Genomic DNA, 26,983 nt, shown 5'->3' with positions numbered 1-26,983 from the left:
GGAGATAATTATGAAGGCATTAAAAATTAATAAATCTCTATGGTCTCTTCCATTAGATTTTTCTTTTGATAGCAGTGAAATCAATGAATTAATAAAGGTAATGGATATTGAATTACAAGAAGTGGTTATAAGCCCTAATGCTGATATGTGGTATTTTTTATTTATGAAAGAAGAATTTATTTTAGTTAGTGATGTAGATGACGGCTTAGATATTCGATTTTTCAAAAAAGAGAATGAAGATTTAGCTAAAAAATTTATTAATAAAATTACTTCTATTGTATCCTTTAAATAAATAAAATAAAGCAAGCCGTAGCCCGCACAAAACCTTCAGTCCCGACGTAGGGTATGTGCGGAACGCACGCACGCGGTTTCTGTTTTTCAGACGACCTCGAAAACCAAACCTACTTCATTTAGGACGGTAGCCATCTGTTACAGGAGAAAAATTCAGACGGCAGATATACCTATCTCTACACCGATCCCGATATCTACGAACCTTTGGCACAGGTACACACCTGGACCAACATGGTAATAAATACTCTTTAAAGAATGCACATAAGAAGGAGAAATTATGTATTTAGATCAAGTAAATTATGAATTAAACAAACAAATCAATGATTTTGTATGTAACTCAAATGATGCTACTACGCCGGAGGAACGCATTGATATTCTGAATCAAGCATGGGAACTTTTACCTAAACCAGCCACTCAATTCGTTGAGCCTACTTCGGCAATCGCCTGTGGTATTTCAGGAAGCTATAAAAAATTAGGTGATTATCCCAAAGCTCTTGAGTGGATACTTATTGCGCTTGAGGCTAGAAAAACAGTGCCTGATGGCAGCCCATTTTTATGGGCAGGTATTATCTATTACGAACTAGGTGATATGGAAAATGCTTATAAATATTTTGACCTAACTTATAATGAGCTACGTTACACACCTTTCTCTATGGAAGACAAAAAATATTGGCAATTTTATAAGCAACGTAAAGAAAAATTAAATCCTAAGAAAAAACCAAAAAGTAAGATTCGATATTTTCAGACGACCTTTTTTGTCCCGTACTTAACCGCCGCTACGCCTACGACCTGGATGTAGTATAACTAGAGGGAAATATACTATGAAATATCATATTGAAGATTTAAGAGACCAATTACATAACCATAACTGGATTGTTTTAAAAGAATCAGAAGGAAATGATTTAGATATATCAGAATATTGGACTATTCGTCATAGATACCAACCAAACAAAACTTGTACTCTAGCTTTTGAAGGAATGGATGACTTGGAAGTTTTACCAATCGAAAAAAGTTATGCATGTTTTTTATCTGAAGAGCCAGCTATATCATTATACTTTTCTAAGAGCATTAAGTTATGGAAGAGAGATTTAAATACATTCATTTTAAATCTGAATTCTTTTATAATTTGCTAATTTTAAATCCTTCAAACTATATAAAGCTAATCAAAATCCAAATAACTGTAAATGTTTCTAGCAAGCGTAGGTTGGGTCAAGACCCAACAAAATATCAAGGTCGTCTGAAGGTTATTTCAGACGACTTTGCCCTATACGCTTACCCTTACCTGCTTCGTATACAACGAAAACGGCCAGCACCAATGGAAAGTGCCGTCTAAAGAAGAGAACGCCCGAAACGGTTTGCCTGAAACCGACTGGCGCGATGCGCAGTACGATATGCTGTACCTGCCCGTTCAGAAACCATCCGCTACCACTACGATTTCAACGGCAACCGTACCGCTACCGTCCTGTCCGACAGCAGACAGATCAACTACCTGTACTACGGTAGCGGGCACTTACACCAAATCAGCCTCGACGACGAAGTCATTACCGAAATCGAACGCACACAGGGTAAACTCGCCAGCCGTTACGAACTCGATCCCCAGTTCGCCTAAAAAACGAAGAAGTTTCAGACGGCCTCGAAGAGGAAACTGGATTCGTTTGGGTCGGCAGATATATCTATATCTACACCGATCCCGACAACTACGAGCTCTTGGCACAGGTTCGCGATTGGACAACCGAAGACGAAAAAGGCGTCCAACAAGCCACTACTTCCACTGCGATAAAATCGGCATTCCGCGTGAGATGACTGATAGCGAAGGCAAACTGGTTTGGTTCGGGGATTATTACGGCTGGGGCAAACTGAAGAACGAAACCAACACATCCGGAACTGCTCACCAACCCTTCCGATTGCAAAACATCCTTGTCCGCACTAGTATGTAGCTACTGCCAAAATGGAGAGAAATCTTAGTCAAAAAGAAATAATGGGAATGGTACATTTTCTTGGAGTACTACAAAGATAATGTAACCGTACAACATAGGAAATAGTATCATGACAACTTTAGAAAATAAGATCTTTACTTTAAAACAGAATCATTTAATGAAAAAAATGAAAGAAATTCATTTTTTGAATAATTTAATTTCAGATTCTGAAAAAATTATTCCATATCCACTCTCATGTGAAATAATAAATCGTACTTTTACCCCCAATAGAAATATAGAATTATCAAAAGAAAATTTTAGTTTATCGATAAAAAATGAAATATTAAATTTTTTTCACCAGAGGAAAATGATATTGCTTATGTATACTTTTATGGAGGAATAAATGATTCGGCCGAAATACCAATAGAATTATTCCCTTTGTTTATTATCAAAATAAAAAATATTAGCAATTGGCTAGAATTAATAAACAAACCTAATTTTTATTGTTTAAAATTATTTAGTAATAAAATAGATAAAGTTATCGATATATCTCTACTCGACAATGAGGAAGATGTGTTATCTATTTCGATTGGACTGAACGCTTAACTTTAAAAATAAAAAACTATTCCAGCAGAAGCAGGCTTTGTATAACTGAAAGGTATTTAGCATGAATGAATTATTAGAAAAACTTGAAAATAATAGTTTTATTGATAAGGTCAGAATGGATCTTGAATTTGATGTAAAGGAGTACCAAGAATTATTAAAAATTTTGAATGAAATAAAGCATTATACTCATAATCATAATCTAATTGAAAAAAGACTAGCGTCTTATTTATATGAAATACCAAAATTAACACATATTTGGTATCTCAATCTAAAAGACGATCCAAATAAAAATAAATCTTCTATTGTTAGTCAACTTGAAGATGCATGGATAGAGTTAGATTCAATAATTGGAGAAGAAATTCTTGGTCAAGGACAATAAATACCTTTTAACAAACAGTAGTCGTAGGTTAGGTCGAGTTCCGCTAAATATCAAGGTTATCTGAAATCAATTTTCAGACGATCTTTTCCTTATGCTCTCCTCACTTGCTTCAACTATACCGGCTGGGGAGTTGTACTTACTTTAGCAGTCGTATCTGATGCAGGAATATGGGTATATTCGAAAGTACAAGCAAATTCAAAATCACAAGCTAAAAAAAGAGCATAAAGAAAATTGCGTTACGTGTAATAAATAAGATCAAGATATTAAATTTATTAACTTACAACTATAGGTATTATTAATGGAAAAAGAATTATTATGTATTTTAAAAAAATATGAGGCACATCCTGATTTTTTGGGTGACACTATTAAAGATATAAATCAAGCAGGAGGTATGGATGATACAGTTTTACATATTGCAGCTAGAAATAATTCTTTAAATGATGCTCTTGTATTTCTTCAAAATGGGGCATTGATCGATCTTAAAGGGGACTTAGGATATACTCCCCTACATTATGCATGCATGTTTGGAAATATAGAAATGGTGAAATTACTCCTTGATAATGGATCTGATAAAAATATACAAAATGAATTTGGAGAAAATGCCGTTAGAATTGCAATTAACTCATCCAGCGAAAATAAAGAGAAGATAGTAAAACTATTAATTAAAAATCAAATGTTAGATAAACAAAAAAATGAAAATGCCTTACATTTAAATACATTTTTACTAAGCTCAATAGAAAACCCTAGTATAGATAATGATTGTTTCATAGAATTATTTAGCTATTATTCTAACATATCCCAAGGAGAAGTAAGTGAACTATTTAATTTACTGCAATCTTTAGCCAAAGATGAAATCAATATAATTTATGATTTTTTAGAATATATTTCAAAGTTTGTCAAAGACTTAGGAGTATATTGTGAATTTGAAAAATTTCTTACGGAGGTAAAATATATACAAGAACGAAATTATCTAGAGGAAAAAATTAGGCCTACTTTTCCAGTTTTCAAAGTTGATAAAAATAACATCATAAGTTTTGATGATAGTGATAACTCTTATATATTTTCTATAATGCAACTATCTACTAAAACTTGGATTGAGATCACATACGATGATTTTCTCTCAATACTTGAATCACTAGAGTGGCAAGCTTTTACTAATAAGGCTTTATTATATTTTACTCCTTGCTGTTTAAAATATATTTTTTCTAATTTATCTAAATTTCATTTATATGGTTACGTTGTTGAATTTTTATATATTGCCCTAAGAAACCAAAGTACGATATTTAACACTACTCAAATCAAATTAATTATTGATTTTTTAAAATTAATCCAAAATTTTAACCAGGAAATTAGTGTTGAAACACAAAAAAAAATAACAAGTACTATTCAACTTTATTTATAATTTCCTGGCCGTAAAGGGGGCGGCAGGCGTCGGTCGGACGGTGAATCCTATACATGGTTTGAAATTTATGGAGTATACTTTTATGTTCAAATTAAAATTAATGCCCGAGGATTTTTTTAATATATGTATTAAGCGTAAAGTAGAAGTTAAAAAGTTAGATAAACTTCCTAAGCTGGATAATAACTATTTGTTATTTATTGCTAAGTATCAGGAAGTAGAAATAATACCTGATATTTCTCTTTTTAATTATGAAGAGGCTTTAAATGAAAATAGATACCTAGAGTGTAATTATCCCGAAATATCAAGGTGTTTTTGGAGTATTGGACAAGCAGGACAGGGAGATGGATGGTTTTTAAATAAAATAGATAATACCATTTTTCATTATAATCATGATGCTGGAGAGTATACCAGATCTGGCTTTACAAATTTAGGGATAGATTTCTCACAATTTATCCAGTTAGCTTTGTTATACAGAGATTTAGAGCACCTATTAGATGAAGGAGAGACACTTACGGATAATATAAAAACTGAGTTTATATATTCAGTAAATAGTATAAGTAATAATTTGTTTAATGTTTATCCATTTAAGTATTTTTAATTGGAATATTCAATAAATTTATTAAGCAAGTCGTAGCCCGCACAAAGCCTTCAGTCCTGATGTAGAGTGTATGTGGTTCGCACACAGTTTCTGTTTTTCAGACGACCCCATCCGCACAGTTCAGAAAAAGATACAGATACAGATAACGTAGAAATGAATCAGCCAATCGGCTATGATAGAGATACAGGAGCAATTCTTACAAAAGTCAAAATTATTGTAATGAACGGCACCAATAAAATTATTACAGGAGACCCATCATGATAAGTACTGATTATTTTTGGTTTAGAGAGTGCCCCATATGCGATAGGCAGGGGAGATTAATTATAAAAAAAAATATTGACTCTAATAAATTATTTCTCTGTTGCGATGAATGTATGAGTTGCTGGGAAAATGAGGATGACTTAACTCAACAAAGAAAGAAATTTATGGAATATTCTATTAAGTCAAAGATAGCGAATGCTTCAGAAGACGATATTAGTAATTTTCATTGGGAAAAATATAAACTACACAAGTGTTCTGATACATTCATCTAATTTTATTAACTGTAGTTGGATCGAGGTCCAAAAAAAACGCAAGGTCGTCTGAAAGAGGAAACCAAGGTAACGGATAGCGCATACCAACCCTTCCGCTTACAGAACCAGTATTGCGACCGCGAAACGGGCTGCATTACAACTTCTTCAGGTACTATGAGCCTGATGCGGGTACAACAAGAGCACAGCAGAGATACCGTGCTCGAACAGGTGTATGCCCAGACAGCAAGAGAGGAAGACCTGAAGACTCATCAAGATTCCTTTCTCCTGAAGACCAAGCAGAAGCTATTCAGATTGTATTAAAAAAGCTCCTAATAAAGGGGATTCCGTTGTCTTTGATATGGGTAGAATTGTTGCAGAGGGCTATCTGAAAGCAGGGAGAGGATCATTAATCCAAACATCTCAAGTACAAGCTACATTCAATAAAGCTGGTCAATTAGTTTCAATTTTTGGAAAATTAAAATGAATAAATTATATAAAGTTAGTCCTGAATATATTAGACTTTTTCTTGGACTATTACACGAAGGTGTAGATAACAAACTTGAGGACTTATCAGGTCTAAATTTGGTTAATCGAGATAGCGTAAAGAGATTAGTCAAAGAATATCTGTACCCCGAGTATCAAAATTTTACAATATCAACCCAGTTCAGAATTAAAGAAAGTTTAAGATTTGGATTAAATTTCTGGACAGAAGAACGACTACGTGATCAATTTCCTAGTACCGATGCAGCATTTGAAATACCTCAACAAATGACCGCAAAAGAACTTTATAAACAAATTTGGGATGATATGTTTAATAATGAAGATATTACTATTTCTGATACAACAAAATACCAGGAATCAAACCAAAATTAGCAAGCTGTAGGCTTTAGTGAAACCGACTGGCGCGATGCACAGTACGACATGCTGTACCTGTCCGTTACCGAAAGCATCCGCTTCCACTACGACCGTACCGGCAACCTGATCCACCGCGAACTGGTCGACTGCGAAGTACAGAACTACTTCTACGATCGGCACGACCAACTAGTTAAAGCTGAAATCTTCAAAAAAGACGGTACGAAATTGTTAGAGATTCCGTAACAGGTGAGTCTCGTAAGCTTGATTTTGTTATAAAGGGATCTGGTAAAAATGGTGGTGGACTTGCTCAAGAAATTACTAGCAAGACTGCTTCAAAAAGGAGTCAACTTGCAAAAGAAGAAAGGATTAGAGATGCAGGTGGCGTATATGTCAGAGATGGTAAAAGCTTAGTTCATGTTGACGGAATATCCGAAATTATTCGATTACCTTAGGAGATTATCATGGATATAACACTATTTAATTTTCGGACATTTTGGGAAGCAAATGCTGATGAAGATTATCGTGAAGATACTATCAGAATGTCTATTGCACTTATGACGTTTCTCAAAAACAATAACTTACTTGTTGATATTGACCCATTTAATGAGGATGGTTCTATCAAAGAAGATATAATCATTAGAAAGTCGAATGTAACTGATGAAGGATTCCAATTATTTGTTAAACCAGTAAATAATTGGTGGAATGCTTTGGATAGGGGAACTCCTCCCGAGAAAGTTACTATTTTAGAGAACGGGTTGAAAAAAAATTCGTGCTGCGAAAAAGTAATGTTATATTTTCAGACGACCTCAATATTTTATTAAGGTTGTCTGAAATATTTATTCTTTAAATAAACATTTTACAAATATACTTATGCTGCACCAATTTCTAAAAGTAATAGTAAGAAAGGAAAAAATGATGACTCTTTATCAAATATACTCTGCTGTTGATAATGAAGAAGCGTATGTGGACTTAAAACAGGATGATAGAAAAATTGTGGAATTTATTAATTACAATAAAGGTAATTATACAGATGAAGCAGTTTTTATAGCTTAGAGTGGATATACCTCCAAAAATATTTCTAATACAGATTATATTCAAACAATTCCTAAGATGTTATTGTTCTCTGAAACTTTCATTAATAAATTGGCTGATAAATTAAAAAATGAATTAGATTTTTTTCCGGCTAAACTTAGAATCAAGAATGATGAATATAAATTTTTCCTTGGAAAAATCAAATTAACTGCTAAATTAGTAGATATAGAAAAATCAAATTTTTATGAAATAGATGGAGAGAAGTTTATTGATTATCCACCTGTATTTTTAGGAAATATATCTGGTTTTGAGTTTTGTGCAAAAGATATAAATGATGATTTAATTTGGGCTTTTTCTGATAAATTCAAAGAGTTAGTTGTTAGTAATAATTTGAAGATGGAATTTCTTCCTCTAACATGAAAGACTCTGTAAGTAAGTTATAGCAAACCGTAGCCCGTACGAAACCTCCGAGCCTGACTTAGGGCATGAGCGGTACGCACGTACGCGGTTTCGCCTGTCTAAACCATATCAACGAAGACGAGAAACCCGCCAACAAACCCACTACTTCCACTGCGAACAAATCGGTATCCCTAGGGAGATGACCGATAAGGACGGCAACCTCTTATGGTTCGGCAACTACACCGGCTGGGGTCGTCTGAAAGAGGAAACCAAGGTAACGGATAGTGCATACCAACCCTTCCGCCTGCAGAACCAGTATTGTGACCGCGAGACGGGGCTGCATTACAACTTCTTCAGGTATTACGAGCCTGATGCGGGTAGGTTTGTGAATCAGGATCCGATTGGGTTAGAAGGTGGAGATAATATTTATTTATTCTCCCCTAACATACAAAGCTGGATAGATCCATTAGGACTATTATCATGGAATACTGCTAGAAAACAATTTTGGAAAGCAGAAGCAAAAAAAGAAAGGGACCGTATAGCTAAAGAAAAAGCTAAAAATCCTGGTTCAAGTCCAAAATGTAAATATTCTGAACGTAATTTAAAAAGGATGGAGAAAGGTCAAGCACCACGAATAAAAGTTAGAATTCGAACAAGAAGAGGAATTGAAGAACGCAATGTGTCATTAGAACTACATCACACTTACTTACCACAAAGATTAGGTTCAAATAAAGCTCATGAAGCTTGGAACTTATCTATTGCAACACCATGGGCTCATGCCGCAATGGACCCATTCCGACACACAGGTAGTGTATTATTAAAAATTTTGAAAGGAACTAGCACATGGTAACAGGATTAGAAATCAAAAATTTAATTCAATCTCATGAATACAAAAGGTTATTAGATAAGGCTGAACATGAATATGGAATTAAAATTTATGACAATGACGAAAGTATTTCACAAGAATGTAATTCTATTGCTAATGAAATTAATAAATCAGGATTAACACCTGAGTTAATATTAGATTTTATTATTGAAAATGATAAATTAGTTTTTAATTTCTCAAAATTAAAAATATCAAAATTGTCAGAAGATTACTGTGACTTTGAGGAAGATGAAGAAGATAGTGATGATATTATATTAATTGGTCAGGCTAAGACTTTCCTCATTGTAAACTCTATAGAAATTTTACTATTGAGAAAATCAGAAAAAGATTTAATAAATTTTTTGAAAGCAATTAAGATTCCTTCTTATAAAAAATATGCAAAAGAGTTATTTGAATTTTACCAAGAGAGCCTAAAGATATATTAAAACTTTTACTACTCTATCTGTATTTTGATATCTTTTTATATCTCCTGACAAGCATAGACTGTGTTAAACCCCAACAGTGTAGTAAGGTCGTCTGAAAATTTTCAGACGCATCCCTTTTATATGTCCCTAAAAAAGCGAACAGATTTGGTTCAGCAAAAATCCGGACGGCCATTACGTCATTGCTTCGCTGGACGGTTCGATAGCGCTGCGTTTTGCACCTTTGGTGGTGGCGGAAGACAGTTCGGACGAACAGTCGCCCAAAATGCGTCTGCTGTCGGTATCGCTGCTGGAGGGTTTGCCCGCCTTCGGTGAAACGGGGTTGCATTACAACTTCTTCAGGTACTATGAGCCTGATGCAGGTAGGTTTGTGAATCAGGATCCGATTGGGTTGGAAGGTGGATTTAACTTTTATCGGTTTGCGCCGAATGCGCAGGAGTGGGTTGACCCGTTAGGATTAGCTACTCGACCTAATAATGGGAAAGACCATATTTTCTTTGACCATAAGTTAGATTCAGGAATTAGATATTCAAGTGATGCTGTGCAATTTAATGATGCAAATAAGGCATTTATTAAAAAAAATGGAATCTAATCCATCATTTAAACGGGATATGCTTAATCGTTATCCTGAAATAAAAGAATGGATGAAATCTGGAGATATGAGTTCAAGTCCCAATTGGGGAAAAGGTAAAAATAAACAGGGACTAACGTGGCATCATCATGAGGATACAAAAAGGTCGGTACTGGTTGATTATAATGACCATAGAAGAAATCATGGTCTATATCAGCCACAAAGAAAAGGCGGAAGAAGTATATGGGGAGGTGGTAGACCAGGTCTACGAGGAAAATTAAACGGTCGCACTAGTAAACCATTAGGTAAATGTTAATTTAATCATAGAAGGAACAAAAAATGAATTTAGATAAATTTTATAGAAGAAAAATTAGTATATCAGAAGCTATTGATTGTGCTAGATTATTCAATGATGATGATACTGATAAATTTGCCAAATTTCCATACATATATATTTCTTCTGATGAAGATGAGAGTATTCTTGATTTAGAGACGGTTTGTTATTTGGATAACGGCCCAAAAATAATGGATGGAAAAGAAGTTTTTCCTGATTTTGTAAACGAAAATGGATTAGATATTTTATGTAGTGGGGATGTATTTATGGATGTTTACGATGACTTAGATGAACGGTATCCAAATTTTACAAAAGATCAATTTATTGATGCTCTAAATTATTACATGGATAATGATGATTACATTGAATTTTAAAATCTATATTTAGGTATTATTTTAGATTTCCTCTCTACGACTACGGATATATTAGTGTAAGGAAACTAGGAGACTTATCTACATTACAACTTGATACGTTACTACGAACCTCAAACTTGGCAGTTTGTTTAATCAGGAATCGATTGGGTTGTTGAGTAGAGATAACCTTTTTTTCAGACGACCTCTACCAAATCGCCTCCCCCGACGGCGGCGCAAGGCTGCTGTTTGCCGAAGTCGATTTTGGCTACGGTGATTTGACCGCCGTTTACGGACGCGACGGCAAAAAACTGCGCGGTTTCGCCTACCGCAACCACATTATGGTCGAACACAACTAGCCCGACGGATTGGTATCCTACTACGAATACGACCGTTACGACACCGACGTCAAAGTGCTCAAAAGTAGCAACAACCTCGGCGAAGAATGGACGTTCGACTACCGCAAAGACCATACCGTCGTTGCCGACGCATTGGGACAGACGGAAGTGTACGGTTTCGATGAAAACCGCGAACTCGTCTACCGCATCGATGCCGAAGGACAGCGAACGCGACGACTTCGGCCGCATTACCGTAGAATGCGACCCCGTCGGACACAAAACCCGCCAATAAACGCACTACTTCCACTGCGACCAAATTGGTATCCCTAGGGAGATGACCGATAAGGACGGTAATTTGCTGTGGTTCGGCAACTACACTGATTGGGGCCATCTGAAAGAGGAAACCCGAGTAACGGATAGTGCTTACCAACCCTTCCGCCTTCATAAGCAGTATGCCGACCGTGAAACGGGGCTGCATTACAACTTCTTCAGACATTATGAGACTGATGCAGGGCCGTTAGTGAATCAGGACCCAATTGGGTTGGTAGGTGGGGACAATCTTTATTCGTTTGCTAACAACGCTACTAGTTGGACAGATTGTTTAGGGGTGTTGCCAGAGTTTAGTATTGCGGGTTATAAAGATTCTCGACATAAGAATGATAAATTATCAGCGCATGAGTTATTACAAAATGCGTGGCTCAGGCAAAATAATAAGGTTCCTAGTAGAAATAGTGGTATTGCCAAATGTAATCCAGCCATGGCTTTACATGAGCAGGATGTACATAAACATATCTCTCGGTTGCAACGAAATGCTAATTTATTTGATCCTAAAAATTGAAAGCACAATCGGCAATGGATAACATTGAGTTAAATACAAATTTAACTAGACATGGAATCTATATAGGCTTGTTAAGAAGAGGATGGAAAAAATCATCTACTCGTGCCTATGCAACCAAACTCGCTTCAAATTTAAGAGCTTCAGCGATAAATTTTGCTAGAAAAAACAATTTATAAGTTTAATACAAATAAGGAATTAAAAATGACTAAAGCTATTCAAGAAAAAGTTATTTTGAACGAGATTAAGGAAATTAGCCTTAATCGAATAGGAGGAAATATTCCTAAATATTTTGATGACAAACAAGATTGTATTTCAGAAATGATGTTTTATGGATGTTTTGAACATCCATTAAAAACTAATTTTGTCTTATCTATTTTCTTGCCTAAAAATCATGATATTATGCTTGATAATAATATTTATCCTAATTGTGCAATAAAAGTTTTTACTCATCCAAAATCTGAGGAAAGTAAAATTACTTCATTTACAAATATGGACTTAAATAGAATTTATTTTGAACCGTATAGGAAAGCAAATAGTGATGATTTATCAGGTTTAGTAACAGTAGGAGGAGAATTGCAACTGATTCAAGAAGAAGAATATTTTTATAAAAATTTAGAAGAAAACGGATATTTGTACTTGATGAGTATAGATGAAGATTATTACCCAGATAATCTGCTTAATGGTAATTACCCTTTTGGTTATGGGGCATTGTATATATATTATAAAGATAATAAAGATAATATTGATGTAGTAGCTGGATTTTGGCAATATTCTTAATTCATCAATAATACTTCTTTCATTAGCAACAAGCCGTAGCCTATATAGTTCCCAAAACCTACAGATAGGGAGCGAGCAAGCTGTAGCCCGCACAAAACTTTCAGTCCTGACGTAGGGTGTGTGCGGTACGCACGCAGTTTCTGTTTTTCAGACGATCTCTGCCAAATCGCCTCCTCCGATGGCGGTGTACAGCCTCGCCTCCGTCACCTCCAACGGCAAGAAACTGGTGCGCTACGACTACGGAAGTGCTCCTTTAGATGCAAATGGAAATCCCATGGAGTTGCATCATCATGTACCGCAACGCTTAGGTCATGCAGATAGGCATAGTCCTTTTAATTTGAGAGAAGTAACTAGAGAACAACATGCAGCGCTTGACCCTTATAGGAATCTAGGAGATTAGCTATGAAAGCAATAGAAATTTTAAAGAATTTTGTGGAAGAAAAATTATCAATTGAAGAATTGGAAGTGGCGTTGTATTCCAATCAGGAATTAATTTCCCTGTTGGAAAATACTAAAGCTAAACCTTATATGAATAGTAATTCCACTTATGAATATTTAATTAGTCAGGATTTGACATCTCTTGATGCAAAGTTAAATTTGTTGGATATTTTCAGGGAAATTTTAGATTACAAGCATATTCCGTACTCTTCAAATTCAACGACAGAAAAAGATTTTGATTTGATTTTGGAGGCTATTCCTAACTGGATACCAGCTGATATGGGTTATTTAAATTCCTTGTATGATAAGTACAAACCTAAGACGGTGACCACTTTTAAAAAGATTATTAAGGAACATTTCATTTGCATGGATAAACATCCCAAATGGTTACAGGAGCCTGATTGGCCTATCGTTGATAATACTCCCGCAATGTTTCTAGGGCAGTTAGATATATCGAAGTTGAAGCATGATACTACTTATTTGTACATTTTTTGGGATAAAAAATCAGATAGATATACAGAAGTAATACAGTCTCTATAAATGGGCAAGCTGTAGCCAATGAAACCTACAATTCCGATGTAGATTACGACCGAACCGACAACCTAATCCAAGAAACCGGCTAGGATGGCAAAATCACCGCCTACGGCTACGATGCCACCGGACAACTGATCGAAAAACAAAGCCGCAAAGTCTCCGGCCGCAACGGACAAAGCAAAGACGAAGGGCAATACCTCGCCTATTTCCACAACGACCAAGTCGGCAGCCCGCGCGAGATGACCGACATCCACGGTAATCTGTTATGGTACGGCGAATACACCGCTTGGGGTCGTCTGAAAGAGGAAACAAAGGTAACGGATAGCGCATACCAGCCATTCCGCCTGCAAAACCAGTACGCTGACCGTGAGACAGGACTGCACTATAACCTGATGCGTTATTACTAGCCTGAGGCGGGGCGGTTTATGAATCAAGATCCTATCTTACTATTAGGTGGGAGCAATTTGTATAGTTTTGTTTCTAATACAAATGCTTGGTTTGATCCATTGGGTTTGAAGAAAAAACGGAATAAGAAGCCTAGAGGAATTATTCCATATGATGACATTATGGATGATGTTGATAAGTGGTCACTGGTTCCTGTTAGCCAAAGACAAAAATGTTTGATTAAGGATAAACTACCTAGTGCAAAACAAAGAAGCGTCCGACAAAATCGCATGATGGTAAAGACTTTTCTCGAAGACAAAAAAGCTTAATACGAGAGTGGGAACGTGAAACAGGGCATACATGGCCTGCAGGAGCTACTCCTCATCATATAATTCCACTTAAAAATGGTGGTTCAAATACATGGTGGAATCTAACTCCTGTGAAACACCCTTGTACTGGAACTATACACGGTACTGGGTCTACCCTACGAACACATTTGCCATATACCACCCCAACAGGAATAATTAACCAGATTCTTCCTAGATAATAGATATAAAAATTGAATGAAGGATATTAAGTTATGGATAATTTCAAAAAAATTCTTGTGGATATACAAGATTTAATCAAATCTACTAATGGAAACTTAATTAATTATGGAAAATCAAATTTTATTTTTAAAAAAAGATATGATGTTTCTTTAAATGAGATAAACGATTTTGAGAAAAAATATAAAGTCAAATTCCCTAATATATAGAGAATTTCTTCTAACAGTAGGATCTTGTACTTTGTTTCAAGATGAGTTACTACCTGGATTCGATTTTTTAGCTCCTAACGAACTTTATGATTGGTCACAACAAGTTTTTGAAGGAACTGATTGTAATTTATTCCCTAATATCTTAATTACAATTTCCATTCCAAGAACTGGCGAGCAAGCTGGTTTCCTTCTTACAAAAGAAAATGAAAATTTTGGTGTTTTTTTCCCTGATATTCCTTCTGAAGAGTGGGAAGAGGATACTGAATTTGAAAAATTTGAAGACTGGCTAGAAAACTTGATGAAAGAAAAACTAGAGGAAATTTAAAAAAATTGAATAACCAATTTTAAAAATATTTATCATTTAGCAAATCTAACAAAAATAACACCATGCAGTCTGAAAATACTATCCTAAACTGCGTGAGATGACCGATAAGGACGGTAATCTGGTTTGGTTTGGCAACTACACTGGTTGGGGCCGTCTGAAAGAGGAAACCCGAGTAACGGACAGTGCTTACCAACCCTTCCGCCTGCAAAACCAGTACGCCGACCGCGAGACGGGGGTGCATTACAACTTCTTCAGCTATTATGATCCTGATGCGGGTCGGTTTGTGAATCAGGATCCGATTGGAGTGGAAGGTGGATTTAACTTTTATCGGTTTACGCCGAATGCGCAGGAGTGGGTTGATGTTTGGGAACCAGTTATAGAATCTTGTCAGATTTTAAGAGACTACAATATTGATATTAATGATCCTGCTAATGGGATCGCTGTTGGTCATTCTCGCCCTCATAATGAAATGCATAATAGAAAATTTCATGAAAAGGTACGAGATAGATTAAAAAATGTAGTAGAAACTATGAAGAATAGAGACGTGGAAAAAAGCAATTAGACGTGCTTTGAGACGTACTTTAAGACAGATTGGTAAAAAATGTAATACTTAAGGAGTTAGCAGGATGAATTATTCTGATGATATATTTGAAAAGTTAGTTGCTACAATCGAAGAGGCAACAAGTCAGGCGGCTATAGATTTGTTCAATTCGACAAATGAAACTTTTTACTTCTTTGTGTTAAGTACCACAGGTGAGGCACTGGCTCCTTTTGTGAGTGCTTGGTCATATGAAGCACTAAAAAAACAAAGCATTGCTCAAAATTGGGATGCTTATGATATTGCAGATTTTAAATGGTCTTCGATAGATAGTCCTTACTTAGAGTTTGGTTCACAATATTTCCATCAAGTAAACCAAGCTTTCTTAGGTCGTACTGATATTCACTCATTAAAAACAGAAGTGGAATATGAAAAAGAATTCAATTTTCGGATTAATGCGATGGAGGAAGCACTTCATCGGTGTGATATGAAGGGAATATTCTCCTTAAATCAAGCTCGTTCAGAAATAATGATTAATGTTGAAGTATTACCACCCGATTATACAAATACTATTCGTGCGAAAAAATTAAATCCTATCGAATCAATCCAATTTTGGTTAAAAGAAGCTGCTGAAACTGTGGAATAATTAACTTTTCTTGATAGTAAGCAAGCCGTAGCCTGCACAAAACTTCCAATCCCAACGTAGGGGGTGGGCGGTTTGCACGCACGCAGTTTCTGTCTTTCAGATGACCTAAATACTTTCTTTGAAGTCGTCTGAACTATTTGCTCTTTAACAATCTCATTAGCAGTTAACATAGAGGTCGTCTGAAAGAGGAAACCAAGGTAACGGATAGCGCATACCAACCCTTCCGCCTGCAAAACCAGTATGTCGACCGTGAGACGGGGCTGCATTACAACTTCTTCAGGTATTACGAGCCTGATGCGGGTCGGTTTGTTAATCAGGAAAAGATTATGCTATGGATAAAGCAACAGGACGGTGTAAAGGACATGATGATCCACAAGGAACAGGACATGGAAAGTACCCGCATATAAATCTTAGACGTCCGGATGGGAAACAGGTGCGTATTGATATTATAGGAAAATAGATATGTTAAATTTAACTAATTTACAAACAAAAGGATATGATGAACTTATTGAAATTGATGGAGAGATTGTTTATCAAGTATTTGCTATTAAGAGAAATAATGGAACTTATAGCACATATTACTATACAGTACCAAAAAATAAATTGGATCAGGCTGAAGATTATGAGATAGAAGAATTTAATGAATTTAATGAACTTGAATTAGCTATAAAACATATTCAATCAAAAGGAGCTAATCTATCAAGATTTAATATATTTAAAGGTAACAAACCTCTTTAAGACCTTTTTAAGACCATTTACCAATACGACTGTACCGGTAACCTGATCCACCGCGAACTGGCCGATGGCGAAGTACAGAACTACTTCTACGATCTGCACGACCAACTAGTTAAAGCTGAAATCTTCAAAAAAGACGGCCTCGAAGAAGAACCCGGAGCAGTAATTCACTTCCTTAACAAATCTAATGGGTTAAATGTTATAACCAAAAAATCTGACGATTTTATAAGTGGTTGGAAATTAAATTCTAGTCAGTTACAAAATGTAGTTTCTCGAGGAGCATTATAATATTATGGAAATTACAAAAAAGTCTAACGATTATATTATTAAATTAAACAACTATGAAGTCTTAGTTTTTTTTGACTGGCTTGTTAAGTTCGTTGAAAATAATGAAATTAATGATGAAGCTGAGCAAAAAATACTATATGACTTAGAATGCTTATTAGAATCCACATTAGAAGAACCTTTTATGGAAAATTATAAAAATCTAATACATATAGCTAAAAAATCTATTATCAATAATTAGCAAGCTGTAGATTGAAACGAGTCTCAACAAATTGTTTAAATCCGAAATTTTCAAAAAAGACGGCACGAAAGAAACTTGGGCCTACACCTACGATGCCTCGGGTATAAGGATAGGCAAAGGCCGTCTGAAAAACGAAGAAGTTTCAGACGGCCTCGAAGAGGAAACCAACATATCCAGAACTGCTCACAAACCCTTCCGATTGCAAAACACCCTTGCCCATACTGGCATGTAGCTACTGCCAAAATGGATAGAAATCTTATTCAAAAAAGAAATAATGGGAATCGTACATTTTCTTGGGAGTAATACAAAGATAATGTAACCGTACAACATAGGAAATAGTATCATGACAACTTTAGAAGATAAGATCTTTACTTTAAAACAGAATCATTTAATGAAAAAAATGAAAGAAATTCATTTTTTAAATAATTTAATCTCAGATTCTGAAAAAATCATTCCATATCCACTCTCATGTGAAATAGTAAATCGTACTTTTACCCCCTATAGAAATATAGAATTATCAAAAGAAAATTTTAGTTTATCGATAAAAAATGAAATATTAAAATTTCTTACACCAGAGGAAAATGATATTGCTTATGTATACTTTTATGGAGGAATAAATGATTCGGCTAAAATACCAATAGAATTATTCCCCTTGTTTATTATCAAAATAAAAAATATTAGCAATTGGCTAGAATTAATAAACAAACCTAATTTTCATTGTTTAAAATTCTTTAGTAATAAAATAGATAAAGTTATCGATATATCTCTACTCGACAATGAGGAAGATGTATTATCTATTTCTATTGGAGTGAACGCTTAACTTTAAAAATAAATAAACTATTCCAGCAGAAGCGGGCTTTGTATAACTGAAAGGTATTTACCATGAAAGAATTATTAGAAAAACTTGAAAATAATAGTTTTATTGATAAGGTCAGAATAGATCTTGAATTCGATGTAAAGGACTATCAAGAATTATTAAAAATTTTAAATGAAATAAAGCATTATACTCATAATCATAATCTAATTGAAAAAAGACTAGCGTCTATTTTATATGAAATACCGAAATTAACACATATTTGGTATCTCAATTTAAAAGACGATCCGAATAAAAATGAATCTTCTATTGTTAATCAACTTGAAGATGCATGGATAGAGTTAGATGCAATAATTGGAGAAGAAATTCTTGGTCAAGGACAATAAACTCCTCTTAACAAACATAGCTCATGGCTTAAACTTAACAAACAGTAGTCGTAGGTTAGGGCTTGAGTCAATTAATGTACATACACCTAGTGGAAGTAAAAGATATTTCCCACCTAAAAAAGGAAGTTATTATGGAAATTACTTTGGATAACTGGAATGGATCTCATTGTAAGGAAGAGGTTTATCATATTAATTCCTCGGAAAGACTTTTAGAAATTTTAGAAAAATTAGATGCTAAGCAACATACTCTTGTAAATTTAGTTTTATCAGAAGAAAACTATTTAATGATTGGGGGAGGGGGAGAGAAATATGTTGTAACAGGTGAAGAAAATGGCATTATTTTTAATTTAATAAACCCTAACGAAGGAAGTGCCTTAAAAATAGAATTAAATACGGGAGGACAAATTGGCTTATTTGAGTCTAAATATATTTTATCTAAAGAAATAGCATTCAAATGTGCTGTAAGATGTTTGACTATGGGATGTATTCCACAGAACGATTTAGATTTATCCTGGGAAAAATATTAAAGCAAACCTAGTAAGTTGGTGGAGTCAAGACAAAACTAAACCATAGGGTAGTTTGAAATATAACTTTCAGATGACCTTCGTTTGATTTCTTACGGATAAGCAAGCCGTAGCCACGCACAAAACCTTCAGTCCTGACGTAGCAAGGTAGCCGTGGTCATAATTTTACTGCCGCCTTTAAGAAGGCAGGTATTTCTAGAGCTGATGCTAAAGGCTACACATGGCATCATGTTGATGATTTTGATCCGAAAACTGGTAAGATAACAATGCAGTTGGTTAACAGGAAGAAAACCGGCTGAAAAGAGAAGGAAAAAGAAAAAAACTGTGCTTGTTAAATTATTAAAGGAGGTTGTTATGATTAATTTTTATGATTGCGATAAAAATTTATCTGAAACCGATTTTAATGAAGTTGAAAAAAACTAGAAGTATCTATTCCATCTTCATTCAAGTTACATTACTTCAAATGGAATTCTTTGTAAAATACGGTTTAAAATTGGAGCAAGTAAAATGAAAAAGTTACTGATTGGAATGATTGGAACTATTTTGCTTTTGACAGGAGCTTTAAAAATGTCACAACAACTTACAAAAAATTCTCAATATAATGATTTGACTGTTGGATACTATTTAGGAATGACCTTTCCTAAGTATAACCATCCTGCAAAATTGTATGATGAAATCAATTTAGATAAGGTGGACAATATCCGAAAAAGCAAAGAGACTATATCTTATTATATTGGGTTTTATAAAGATGGAAAATTAATTAAATTTGAGAAATATATTAATGCTAATAAAGTGATGGATTTTGCTTATGAATATGATGAGATGGGAAATCTAATCAAAATTTATAAAAATAACATTGAGGCATGAAAACCGATCCAAAAGAGAATGTAGAAGAAAAAAACTGTGCTTGTTAAATTATTAAAGGAGGTTGTTATGCTTAATTTTTATGATTGTGATAAAAATTTATCTGAAAACGATTTTAATGAAGTTGAAAAAAAACTAGAAGTATCTATTCCATCTTCATTCAAGTCACATTACTTCAAATGGAATGGAGGTACTCCCAATCTTTCTTGTTTTGTCAATGATAATATTGATTATGACTATATTGAAATTCGCGACTTTATTCCAATGAAATATTCTAAGCAGTTTGAGGATGATCCAGATTTCACATTAGAAGGAAGAGCAATAAATGAATGGGATCTTAATGAGTTACCTAGGAATTTAATTCCTTTTGCTTTTGATTGGGGAGGTAATTACCTCTGTTTAGAAAAAATAGTTGGCAAATTATTTATTATGTAAGGGACGTATGGAGTGAAAATATATCAAGGGAAGCTAATTTTAAAAGAAATTCAAATGTTATTGCGAGATCATTTGAGGAGTTTTTAAATTATTTAGAAGAAAATCCTGATGATTAATAAACTGGCGTAGCATCGTGTATATATAGTAAGCGTAACAAGCCATAGCTCGCATGAAGCATTCAATCTCGAAGGAGCAAGCCGTAGCCCTGACAAACCCTTCCGCCTTCAGAACTAGTTTGCTCCGAATACTCAAGAATGGATTGATCCTTTATTTTAGGAGGGTATTATGAAAAAGTTATTAGTATGGGGATATGCTCTGCAGAGTATGGATAAAGTAGAAAAAATGGGGTTGCCACGAGTAAGTAGTGGAGTCCTAGGTATATCAGAGGTATTCAACCCTAAAAAAACGCATCCTGATTTTGACTTTCCCTGGAGTTGGTTCGTAAAAGGGCAAGAAATTCCTCCAATGCCTGAAAAGGTTTATGTCTGCTTAAAGAAAGCAAGAGGTGTTACTTTTGATTTTCTTCCATATAATGATTTCTTTATCATGTCAGCGCGTTTTTTGGAATTTATAAAAAAATATGGGTTTGATTATGATTTTGGTATGAGCGAAGCGATTATTGTCAATACAAAAGGTGAGTTATTGACGAATGAAGTCTATTATTTAGTAAGAATAGTTGTTTGGGAAATTGAGGATGAAATTGTTTACCCAGATTTAGCATTAGATGAAGATGATTTTTCACTGGAGGCATATACTAATTCAGATAAGGATATTTTATTGTCTTCCAATCATAATTATTCAGGAGCATTCATGGTATCAGAAAATTTAAAGGGTAAAATATTGGAAAAATTTTCTTTGCCTTTTCTTTATTCTTTGGAAGAGTGGAAGGAATTAAATAATTTAGACTTTTATTGGGATTAATAAAATATATAACATTTTGAATTATGAGGTATTATATGATTGAAACAACTAAAGATATGATTTCTGTGTGGATGGGGACATCTTTTAAAACACCTGATGAGTTTAATGAATATACAGATGGTATGGAGGACTCAGATTCTCATTGTCCAGCTTTTGCAGATTTTGGAGTTTCATTTATTGATTCTGATTATTTTGTGGCATTCCAGACAGATAATGGAGAAATTGTGCCAGTTGAAGTGTTAGCAGAAGAAGTTGGGGCACACTCCAATAAAGTTATAAAAGATATTGTGAAAGTTGCAAAAGAGAAAGGAATAAATGAAGGTAATTCTTTATATTACTATTCTAATGCAACATTTTATGAGGAAAATCCAGGTAAACTTTACAATGATCTGAAGTTTATAGGAACCTTTAAGGACCCAAGAAAAAAATATCGCTAGTGATAGTGAAACATTAGTCAGAATAAAGGCCGTCTGAAAGTTGTTTTTTCAGATGGCCTTAAACAATTAGATTAACGGCAATCTGATGGTTGCACCATCGACTACGCCTACGACCCGTTCGGAGAGATTGGATTAGGTACACAGTATGAATTACCAAAATCTGTTAAATCATATAGAATCTGGGCAACTGGAAGAGGTAAAAATAGGAAAATGTTAAAAATTAATGAATTGAATTCATATCTTAAAAGTAAAGGAGTACCAGAAGATAGTTACTCAATCAATGAAGTAAATGATGAATCATTATGTATTGTTGAAGAAAATAAAAAATGGCATATATTCTATTCTGAAAGAGGATTGAGAACCGAAGAATATTGTTACCAAGATGAACATTTGGCAATTCTATATTTTATAGATCGGTTATCAAAGATGTTAAAATTTTCTTTCGAATGAAAAAAGCAATCTGTCCATAACAAAGTGTTGACGGTGCTGGTGGTGTATATGATTAATGAAAGGATGAGTTATGAATATAGAATTACATATTGAAAAAGTACAATCTCTTTTAGATCAAATGGATCTACAGAAGAAATGTAAATTTGCGGCTTGGTGCTGTAATGCACTGATCATTGAGAAAAAAATAAATGAAAATATGACTAAAATAACTCATTCAAATGTGAACTACCAACTCTGTGATGCTATCATTAAAGCTGGTTGGTATGATTTCTCCCAAATAAATATTGGAATCTCTCAAAAAGCTATAGAAGATATAAATTGGGATGATGATGATCCATTAAATGATATGGTAGAAACACAAGGAACTATAGAATTATTAGCTTCGATTAGAAATATGTTACTAGGTATACAACAAAAATCATCTGATAGTTATTACTTTGCTGCATGTGCTGAAAACGTAATTAACTGGAAAGATGCTTTAGCGAATTTCCCATACTCCGAAGATGGCAAAATAGAGGACGAAAATTTAAAACGTGAATATGAAATTCAATTGTTATTTTTAGATGATTTAAGAAATAGTATAATTACCTTACAGGATATTAAGAAATATAGATAAATGGATGCAAGCCTGAGTAGCCTATTTAGAAAGATAGGAGTTAAATCAATGGAGCCTAAAGAATTAACATCTGGAATTTTACTGGAAAGTGTTTTGGAATGTACAAGTTTTGTAGTAAATGAGGTGCCAAATTTATACAGTGCAGTAATAGAGAGATTAAATCAAGATGATGAAATATTCTTCATGAATTTTGTTGAAGATGAGAATGATCAGGATGATTATTATGGATATGTCTATAATAAAACAAATGGAAAAATCTACGAATATGCGTTCCATGATGACAAATTAGTGAAAAATAGGAAGTTGTCTTTTATCGAAAAGAAAATTGGAGAATTAACAACGAAAGATATTCTTGAATTACCTATAATAGATTTACTGTAATCTAGATATACCTATGATTGGTCTCGTACTTTTATGTAAGCAAGTAGTATAAAGCCCTTTAGGTTATGCCTAGAGCGCTTTATATATATCTTTAATCTCGCACCCATGCTATACTATTTGTATACTATAAATCTTTAGAGATTGGTTGGGCCATTTGTTGCCTGTTGCTCGTTTCTTTTGATTTATTGATATACTTGGTAAGGCAATTGGAGCCCGTTCCTTGTATAATACTAGAGAGAACCCTTTATCTAATCGGTAGAGGGTTCTTTTGTATTACTCGTCATGCTTTGTATTTGAAAAAATATTTCTATTTATAGTATGATTACTTTATATGTTTTTATTCTGTAGAAAGGAGCTCGTATGAATCGACTTAGTTTCTCGCGAACTCAGATTTTAATTCTCCTTAGCGTATGGCTCACGTTCTTGTTGAGTTTCGTAATGCGCTTATCTTGGGCATCTGTTATGCCTATCCTCAATGAGGCGTTGCATTTTACAGCTAAAATGGGGTCTCAACACATTTCGGCCTTTTACTTTGGTTATGCGTTAACGGTATTGCCAGGAGGTATCTTAGCCGATAAAATCGGCTACAGACGTACTATCTTGTTTAGTTTGATTGGTATGGCCGCTGTAACAGCTTTGATGAGTACCATTACAGACTATAACATGGCTTGGGGCTTGCGCTTCTTATTAGGGATTATGTCTGGTCCTGTACAAGCTTCTTGCTTGAGTGCTATCGGCGATCACTTCGGTCCGAACCAACGGGGTGCGGCCGTAGGTATCTTCATGAGTTGTACCTCCTTTGGTATTACTACGGTAAACCTTTACGCACCCTATGTGGCTACACATTACGGCTGGCAAACTGCATTCCTTGCTACAGCCATCTTGCCGTTGGTAGTACTTGTATTATGTTACTTTACAGTGCGTAAGCCGAGTGCAGAAATTCTCGCACAACGAGAAGCAGAGGCTTCTGAAGCGGCTGCTAAACTTGGCGTAGGCCAAACGTCTTTAGTAGAAAACTTGAAGCATATCGTTTCAAACCGTAACATTCGTTGCTTGGCAATTGCTGGCTTTTTCGCCACAGGTACGACTTGGGGCGTAACGCAATGGGCGAATTTGTACATGGTTAAACAATTAGGTGTAACGGCTATCTATGCAGGCCAAGTCATGAGCGTGTTCGGTACGGCTGCGCTCATTGCGAAACCAACGATCGGTATTTTATCTGATATCTTACCAATTAAGAAGAACCATTTAGCGGCTCTCGTTATGTTCTTGTTTGGGCCAGCTTTAATTTTGTTTGCAAGCACGTCAAATCCAAATATGCTCTTTGTAACAGGTCCGATTCTTGGTATTGGGGCCTTCATGCATAGTGCGTTGACCAATGCTCTCGTAGTTCAATCTGCAGCACCTCATTTGCGCGGTACTACAGCGGGCTTTGTAAACTTGTTTAACCAAATTGGTGCACTCTTGGCACCACTTCTCTTGGGCAATGTCCTTGTCATGACGGGTAGCTACCAAATGTCTTTGATGTCTATCGCTATAGCTCCTATTATTGGTGCATGTGCATTATTCTTTATTCGTCTTAAATAATATAAATGGATCCGTACATGAATTGCTCTTCTAAAAATTGCGTCTAATTGGAGGGCAGATCAAAACGGATCCTTTTTTGTAATTAATATGTATATTGTGTATGGTGTTCTTTTATTATATGATTAAGTCATAGTACAGGAGGGAGGGGTGAAGATGGAAATCATCTGTTTTGGCGATAGCATTACGCGTGGCTATGATGTGCCCTATGGACGCGGTTGGGTCGAAATCTGTGATGCATCCATAGAGGGTGTTAATTTTACAAACTACGGTGAAGATGGCTGCTCCGTACAGGGTATGATTTATAATATTGAAAATTGGGCGGTTACTGCTGTATCCGATCCAACACGTCATATTTTCTTGATGTGTGGCACTAACGATATTTTACAAGGTCGAGATAGTACCTATGTGTACAAGACTTTGGTGAAAGCTATTGAGCTTGCTAGTACAAAAGGGACGGTAATCATCGGTTTAGAAACTCAAATTGATAGCGATATGGACGGATTGGATCTGGTTGTACGAGAGGTTAATGAACAGCTAAAAGCTTACGCAGAGGCGCATAATATTAAAGTTATAGATTTCTATACTACCTTGTTTGAAGCAGATCAAATTGGACAAATTGTCTTTGCCGGAGAGGTTCATCCCAACGAGCGTGGTTATCGATTAATGGCGTATAAGGCATTAGAGGTCTTTACGTGATTATAACGGGGCTATAATAGAACTGGAACGGGATTATAATACAACGTAATATAAAGAACATAAAAACTCCCCTAATGAGTTGCCTCATTGGGGGAGTTAGTGATTTATAGTCTTTTGTGCTAGCGAAAGTTGGGGGCTTTCACCAGATAAAATTAAATTCGTAACGAATTATTTTTTAGATTTAGTAGATACTTTGTTATTGGACACCTTAGCAGATTGTGCAATTGCGTATGCAGTGCCTTTTACTAAATCAGAAGCTTCAGCAGTGTTGCCAGATACGGTTACAGCTGCTACAGTGTCTTCAGTTACTGCGAATAATGCAGTTGCGTAAGGGTGTTGCGCACCATTTGGTACAGTTACAGCACCGGATTTAACAACAATGTAACGACCGTTGTTGTTGAAGATATCGTAATGAGCTGCTTGTTTTACACCATCATAGCTTTCATTGTAAGCGAACAATGCAGCTACTTCACCACTTGCTACTTGACCAGATTGTTGCATGGAACGCAATTTAGCAGCTGCTACAGCTGTTGGTTGAGTCATGTTTACAGTGATGCGCAAAGAGTTGTTATTTACAACTGCTTCAGTGATTACGTTTGTAGAGAATACATTCGCAACACCGTTACCAGCACGGTTGTAAGAGCTAGCAGTTTTTACTTGGTAGCCATTAGTGTATGCAGGCAAGTCATAAGTGTAAGTTTTGCCATTTAACAATAAGTCAAACGCATTCAATTGGTTAGCTTTGTAGCGAGAAACGTAGGAACTGCCGTTGCCATTAGCTGTTACGGAGTTTACAGTTTCTTGGTATACAGGTTGGGCTTCAGTAGGGATAGGATCCATGATTTGAAGACCTACAGCTGTTGTTTGTGGTGCCACAAAGATTGGATCACCTAATTCTTTAGATACAGGCATTTGTTGAGCCATATCGCCTGCTGTATAAGGCACTGCTGGCAATGGTTTGTAACCAGGGCGCGGTGCACTTGTGGCATAACTAGTTTGGTAAGCTGGCGTAGCCGCTTGTGGTGCCGGATAAGAATATTGCTCTGCTGAAGCACGTTCATAAGCGCGTGCATTAGCATCGATAGTTGCAGCAAAAGCAGAGAAAGACATTGTTGTCGCTGCAAATACTGCAAAAGCAGTTGCTAAATGTTTTTTGTTCATAATAATTTACTCCTAAATACATGATTTTACAAATAACACAGATACTAACTTGTATTATATAGGAATTCATGCTAATTGTAAATAAAATATAAAATATTATCTTAATTATAAATAAATATAATCAGATGAGTCAAATATTGTACAATTAGCCATAGAATGTCATATTACTATATAATAATAATCAGTATAGTAATTTATTATATCGAAAAACTTCGTTTAATGCTATATCTAATTCGTATAGTGCTACAATTAGTTTGTGTAGTGCTATATCTAATGCGTTAAATGATATGAGCAACATACATTTGTGAATTACATCAATTGAGAT

44 protein-coding genes and 2 pseudogenes are annotated in these 26,983 nt (G+C 35.0%); 43 read left to right on the top strand and 3 right to left on the bottom strand.

What is annotated here, in order from left to right:
• Window positions 1-10 precede the first annotated feature (10 nt).
• The 19 genes and pseudogenes from AAAT26_RS07000 to AAAT26_RS06920 all read left to right on the top strand — a co-directional run bounded on the left by AAAT26_RS07000 (window position 11) and on the right by AAAT26_RS06920 (window position 10,577).
• Window positions 11-292, top strand: coding sequence for a hypothetical protein (locus AAAT26_RS07000; RefSeq protein ID WP_004694725.1), 282 nt, complete (start codon window positions 11-13; stop codon window positions 290-292).
• Between the two features lie 276 nt (window positions 293-568).
• Window positions 569-1,090, top strand: coding sequence for a tetratricopeptide repeat protein (locus AAAT26_RS06995; RefSeq protein ID WP_349209035.1), 522 nt, complete (start codon window positions 569-571; stop codon window positions 1,088-1,090).
• Window positions 1,091-1,112: 22 nt separating this feature from the next.
• The gene (locus AAAT26_RS06990; protein ID WP_050774472.1) at window positions 1,113-1,424 is read left to right on the top strand and encodes a hypothetical protein; all 312 of its coding nucleotides are present in this window, start codon (window positions 1,113-1,115) and stop codon (window positions 1,422-1,424) included.
• A gap of 522 nt (window positions 1,425-1,946) precedes the next feature.
• Window positions 1,947-2,228 carry an RHS domain-containing protein gene (locus AAAT26_RS09640; RefSeq protein WP_432049349.1) on the top strand — a complete coding sequence of 94 codons (282 nt, stop codon included), beginning with the start codon at window positions 1,947-1,949 and terminating at the stop codon, window positions 2,226-2,228.
• 109 nt (window positions 2,229-2,337) lie between these two features.
• Entirely contained in the window at window positions 2,338-2,610 is a 273-nt protein-coding gene (locus AAAT26_RS06985) for a hypothetical protein (RefSeq protein ID WP_229055759.1), read from the top strand.
• 264 nt (window positions 2,611-2,874) lie between these two features.
• Window positions 2,875-3,192, top strand: a complete 318-nt coding sequence (locus tag AAAT26_RS06980) for a hypothetical protein (protein WP_004694732.1) — start codon at window positions 2,875-2,877, stop codon at window positions 3,190-3,192.
• Window positions 3,193-3,490: 298 nt separating this feature from the next.
• On the top strand, window positions 3,491-4,594 hold the full coding sequence (locus tag AAAT26_RS06975; RefSeq protein ID WP_281782526.1) for an ankyrin repeat domain-containing protein: 1,104 nt from the start codon (window positions 3,491-3,493) through the stop codon (window positions 4,592-4,594).
• A gap of 82 nt (window positions 4,595-4,676) precedes the next feature.
• Window positions 4,677-5,192: a hypothetical protein gene (locus AAAT26_RS06970; RefSeq protein ID WP_058948188.1), complete on the top strand. Its 516-nt coding sequence runs from the start codon at window positions 4,677-4,679 to the stop codon at window positions 5,190-5,192.
• Window positions 5,193-5,449: 257 nt separating this feature from the next.
• Window positions 5,450-5,725, top strand: a complete 276-nt coding sequence (locus AAAT26_RS06965; RefSeq protein ID WP_058948186.1) for a hypothetical protein — start codon at window positions 5,450-5,452, stop codon at window positions 5,723-5,725.
• A 110-nt stretch (window positions 5,726-5,835) separates the two neighbouring features.
• Entirely contained in the window at window positions 5,836-6,093 is a 258-nt protein-coding gene (locus AAAT26_RS06960; RefSeq protein WP_281782525.1) for a hypothetical protein, read from the top strand.
• Window positions 6,094-6,184: 91 nt separating this feature from the next.
• Window positions 6,185-6,577 carry a hypothetical protein gene (locus AAAT26_RS06955; RefSeq protein WP_004694747.1) on the top strand — a complete coding sequence of 131 codons (393 nt, stop codon included), beginning with the start codon at window positions 6,185-6,187 and terminating at the stop codon, window positions 6,575-6,577.
• Window positions 6,578-7,020: 443 nt separating this feature from the next.
• Window positions 7,021-7,380: a DNA polymerase III gene (locus AAAT26_RS06950; RefSeq protein ID WP_349209034.1), complete on the top strand. Its 360-nt coding sequence runs from the start codon at window positions 7,021-7,023 to the stop codon at window positions 7,378-7,380.
• Window positions 7,381-7,675: 295 nt separating this feature from the next.
• Entirely contained in the window at window positions 7,676-8,011 is a 336-nt protein-coding gene (locus AAAT26_RS06945; RefSeq protein ID WP_349209033.1) for a hypothetical protein, read from the top strand.
• 19 nt (window positions 8,012-8,030) lie between these two features.
• Entirely contained in the window at window positions 8,031-8,840 is an 810-nt protein-coding gene (locus tag AAAT26_RS06940) for an RHS repeat domain-containing protein (protein WP_349209073.1), read from the top strand.
• On the top strand, window positions 8,834-9,301 hold the full coding sequence (locus AAAT26_RS06935; protein ID WP_004694754.1) for a hypothetical protein: 468 nt from the start codon (window positions 8,834-8,836) through the stop codon (window positions 9,299-9,301). Before AAAT26_RS06940 ends, AAAT26_RS06935 begins: the two co-directional genes overlap by 7 nt.
• A 262-nt stretch (window positions 9,302-9,563) precedes the next feature.
• Window positions 9,564-9,890 carry an RHS repeat-associated core domain-containing protein gene (locus AAAT26_RS06930; RefSeq protein WP_349209072.1) on the top strand — a complete coding sequence of 109 codons (327 nt, stop codon included), beginning with the start codon at window positions 9,564-9,566 and terminating at the stop codon, window positions 9,888-9,890.
• Window positions 9,835-10,011: pseudogene (locus AAAT26_RS09655) on the top strand (hypothetical protein); the annotation flags it as partial. The gene AAAT26_RS06930 and the pseudogene AAAT26_RS09655, both read left to right, overlap by 56 nt.
• 7 nt (window positions 10,012-10,018) lie before the next feature.
• Window positions 10,019-10,150 (top strand): hypothetical protein, encoded by a 132-nt coding sequence (locus AAAT26_RS09650; RefSeq protein WP_349209032.1) that lies wholly within the window; start codon window positions 10,019-10,021, stop codon window positions 10,148-10,150.
• Between the two features lie 58 nt (window positions 10,151-10,208).
• Window positions 10,209-10,577, top strand: a complete 369-nt coding sequence (locus AAAT26_RS06920) for a DUF7716 domain-containing protein (protein ID WP_021148633.1) — start codon at window positions 10,209-10,211, stop codon at window positions 10,575-10,577.
• 173 nt (window positions 10,578-10,750) lie between these two features.
• Here AAAT26_RS06920 and AAAT26_RS06915 read toward each other — a convergent pair whose 3' ends face one another.
• Complete coding sequence (locus tag AAAT26_RS06915) at window positions 10,751-11,140, bottom strand: hypothetical protein (RefSeq protein ID WP_287513364.1); 390 nt, start codon at window positions 11,138-11,140, stop codon at window positions 10,751-10,753.
• Between the two features lie 58 nt (window positions 11,141-11,198).
• Between AAAT26_RS06915 and AAAT26_RS06910 the strand changes: the two are divergent.
• The 3 genes and pseudogenes from AAAT26_RS06910 to AAAT26_RS06900 all read left to right on the top strand — a co-directional run.
• Window positions 11,199-11,729 (top strand): annotated as a pseudogene (locus AAAT26_RS06910) (RHS repeat domain-containing protein); the annotation flags it as partial.
• A gap of 201 nt (window positions 11,730-11,930) precedes the next feature.
• A complete protein-coding gene (locus AAAT26_RS06905) occupies window positions 11,931-12,506 on the top strand; it encodes a hypothetical protein (RefSeq protein WP_349209031.1) in 576 nt (191 codons plus the stop codon).
• 402 nt (window positions 12,507-12,908) lie between these two features.
• A complete protein-coding gene (locus AAAT26_RS06900) occupies window positions 12,909-13,484 on the top strand; it encodes a hypothetical protein (protein WP_349209030.1) in 576 nt (191 codons plus the stop codon).
• Window positions 13,485-13,546: 62 nt separating this feature from the next.
• Here AAAT26_RS06900 and AAAT26_RS06895 read toward each other — a convergent pair whose 3' ends face one another.
• The gene (locus AAAT26_RS06895; protein WP_349209029.1) at window positions 13,547-13,672 is read right to left on the bottom strand and encodes a hypothetical protein; all 126 of its coding nucleotides are present in this window, start codon (window positions 13,670-13,672) and stop codon (window positions 13,547-13,549) included.
• Here AAAT26_RS06895 and AAAT26_RS09630 point away from each other — a divergent pair.
• The 21 genes from AAAT26_RS09630 (at window position 13,613) to AAAT26_RS06805 (ending at window position 25,497) form a co-directional block, all read left to right on the top strand.
• Entirely contained in the window at window positions 13,613-13,885 is a 273-nt protein-coding gene (locus AAAT26_RS09630) for an RHS repeat domain-containing protein (RefSeq protein WP_413085530.1), read from the top strand. The genes AAAT26_RS06895 and AAAT26_RS09630 overlap by 60 nt on opposite strands.
• An 18-nt stretch (window positions 13,886-13,903) precedes the next feature.
• The gene (locus AAAT26_RS06890) at window positions 13,904-14,191 is read left to right on the top strand and encodes an RHS repeat-associated core domain-containing protein (protein ID WP_349209028.1); all 288 of its coding nucleotides are present in this window, start codon (window positions 13,904-13,906) and stop codon (window positions 14,189-14,191) included.
• A 251-nt stretch (window positions 14,192-14,442) separates the two neighbouring features.
• Window positions 14,443-14,616 (top strand): hypothetical protein, encoded by a 174-nt coding sequence (locus AAAT26_RS06885; RefSeq protein ID WP_349209027.1) that lies wholly within the window; start codon window positions 14,443-14,445, stop codon window positions 14,614-14,616.
• Between the two features lie 31 nt (window positions 14,617-14,647).
• Entirely contained in the window at window positions 14,648-14,941 is a 294-nt protein-coding gene (locus AAAT26_RS06880) for a hypothetical protein (RefSeq protein ID WP_349209026.1), read from the top strand.
• A 97-nt stretch (window positions 14,942-15,038) separates the two neighbouring features.
• Window positions 15,039-15,503, top strand: a complete 465-nt coding sequence (locus tag AAAT26_RS06875) for an RHS repeat-associated core domain-containing protein (protein WP_349209025.1) — start codon at window positions 15,039-15,041, stop codon at window positions 15,501-15,503.
• Between the two features lie 64 nt (window positions 15,504-15,567).
• A complete protein-coding gene (locus tag AAAT26_RS06870; protein ID WP_004694773.1) occupies window positions 15,568-16,125 on the top strand; it encodes a DUF4303 domain-containing protein in 558 nt (185 codons plus the stop codon).
• Between the two features lie 179 nt (window positions 16,126-16,304).
• Window positions 16,305-16,532, top strand: coding sequence for an RHS repeat-associated core domain-containing protein (locus tag AAAT26_RS09625; protein ID WP_211205484.1), 228 nt, complete (start codon window positions 16,305-16,307; stop codon window positions 16,530-16,532).
• Between the two features lie 55 nt (window positions 16,533-16,587).
• Window positions 16,588-16,863 carry a hypothetical protein gene (locus tag AAAT26_RS06865; RefSeq protein ID WP_004694775.1) on the top strand — a complete coding sequence of 92 codons (276 nt, stop codon included), beginning with the start codon at window positions 16,588-16,590 and terminating at the stop codon, window positions 16,861-16,863.
• Between the two features lie 289 nt (window positions 16,864-17,152).
• Complete coding sequence (locus AAAT26_RS06860) at window positions 17,153-17,386, top strand: hypothetical protein (RefSeq protein ID WP_004694778.1); 234 nt, start codon at window positions 17,153-17,155, stop codon at window positions 17,384-17,386.
• Window positions 17,387-17,729: 343 nt separating this feature from the next.
• Window positions 17,730-18,206: a hypothetical protein gene (locus tag AAAT26_RS06855; RefSeq protein WP_004694779.1), complete on the top strand. Its 477-nt coding sequence runs from the start codon at window positions 17,730-17,732 to the stop codon at window positions 18,204-18,206.
• A gap of 62 nt (window positions 18,207-18,268) precedes the next feature.
• A complete protein-coding gene (locus tag AAAT26_RS06850; protein ID WP_004694782.1) occupies window positions 18,269-18,586 on the top strand; it encodes a hypothetical protein in 318 nt (105 codons plus the stop codon).
• A gap of 131 nt (window positions 18,587-18,717) precedes the next feature.
• The gene (locus AAAT26_RS06845; protein WP_004694783.1) at window positions 18,718-19,113 is read left to right on the top strand and encodes a hypothetical protein; all 396 of its coding nucleotides are present in this window, start codon (window positions 18,718-18,720) and stop codon (window positions 19,111-19,113) included.
• Between the two features lie 188 nt (window positions 19,114-19,301).
• Complete coding sequence (locus AAAT26_RS09620) at window positions 19,302-19,409, top strand: HNH endonuclease (protein WP_080552202.1); 108 nt, start codon at window positions 19,302-19,304, stop codon at window positions 19,407-19,409.
• 208 nt (window positions 19,410-19,617) lie between these two features.
• On the top strand, window positions 19,618-19,977 hold the full coding sequence (locus tag AAAT26_RS06840; RefSeq protein ID WP_050774474.1) for a hypothetical protein: 360 nt from the start codon (window positions 19,618-19,620) through the stop codon (window positions 19,975-19,977).
• A 66-nt stretch (window positions 19,978-20,043) separates the two neighbouring features.
• A complete protein-coding gene (locus AAAT26_RS06835; RefSeq protein ID WP_349209024.1) occupies window positions 20,044-20,409 on the top strand; it encodes an SMI1/KNR4 family protein in 366 nt (121 codons plus the stop codon).
• 285 nt (window positions 20,410-20,694) lie between these two features.
• The gene (locus AAAT26_RS06830; protein ID WP_004694790.1) at window positions 20,695-21,330 is read left to right on the top strand and encodes an Imm43 family immunity protein; all 636 of its coding nucleotides are present in this window, start codon (window positions 20,695-20,697) and stop codon (window positions 21,328-21,330) included.
• Between the two features lie 35 nt (window positions 21,331-21,365).
• A complete protein-coding gene (locus AAAT26_RS06825) occupies window positions 21,366-21,767 on the top strand; it encodes an immunity 22 family protein (RefSeq protein ID WP_004694791.1) in 402 nt (133 codons plus the stop codon).
• Between the two features lie 520 nt (window positions 21,768-22,287).
• Window positions 22,288-22,833 carry a hypothetical protein gene (locus AAAT26_RS06820; RefSeq protein WP_058948173.1) on the top strand — a complete coding sequence of 182 codons (546 nt, stop codon included), beginning with the start codon at window positions 22,288-22,290 and terminating at the stop codon, window positions 22,831-22,833.
• 48 nt (window positions 22,834-22,881) lie between these two features.
• Entirely contained in the window at window positions 22,882-23,214 is a 333-nt protein-coding gene (locus AAAT26_RS06815) for a hypothetical protein (RefSeq protein WP_042986510.1), read from the top strand.
• 360 nt (window positions 23,215-23,574) lie between these two features.
• The gene (locus AAAT26_RS06810) at window positions 23,575-24,801 is read left to right on the top strand and encodes an MFS transporter (protein ID WP_024060884.1); all 1,227 of its coding nucleotides are present in this window, start codon (window positions 23,575-23,577) and stop codon (window positions 24,799-24,801) included.
• Between the two features lie 153 nt (window positions 24,802-24,954).
• Entirely contained in the window at window positions 24,955-25,497 is a 543-nt protein-coding gene (locus AAAT26_RS06805; protein WP_221741195.1) for an SGNH/GDSL hydrolase family protein, read from the top strand.
• A 168-nt stretch (window positions 25,498-25,665) separates the two neighbouring features.
• Here the strand turns inward: AAAT26_RS06805 and AAAT26_RS06800 are convergent, their stop codons facing one another.
• Window positions 25,666-26,658 (bottom strand): hypothetical protein, encoded by a 993-nt coding sequence (locus tag AAAT26_RS06800; protein WP_004694840.1) that lies wholly within the window; start codon window positions 26,656-26,658, stop codon window positions 25,666-25,668.
• Between the last annotated feature and the right edge of the window lie 325 nt (window positions 26,659-26,983).

It is taken from the genome of Veillonella parvula, from assembly GCF_040094895.1.
In the GTDB taxonomy this organism is placed as follows: domain Bacteria; phylum Bacillota; class Negativicutes; order Veillonellales; family Veillonellaceae; genus Veillonella; species Veillonella parvula_L.
The sequence above is the reverse complement of the archived record's forward strand: the minus strand, read 5'-3'. Positions and strand labels throughout refer to the sequence as shown.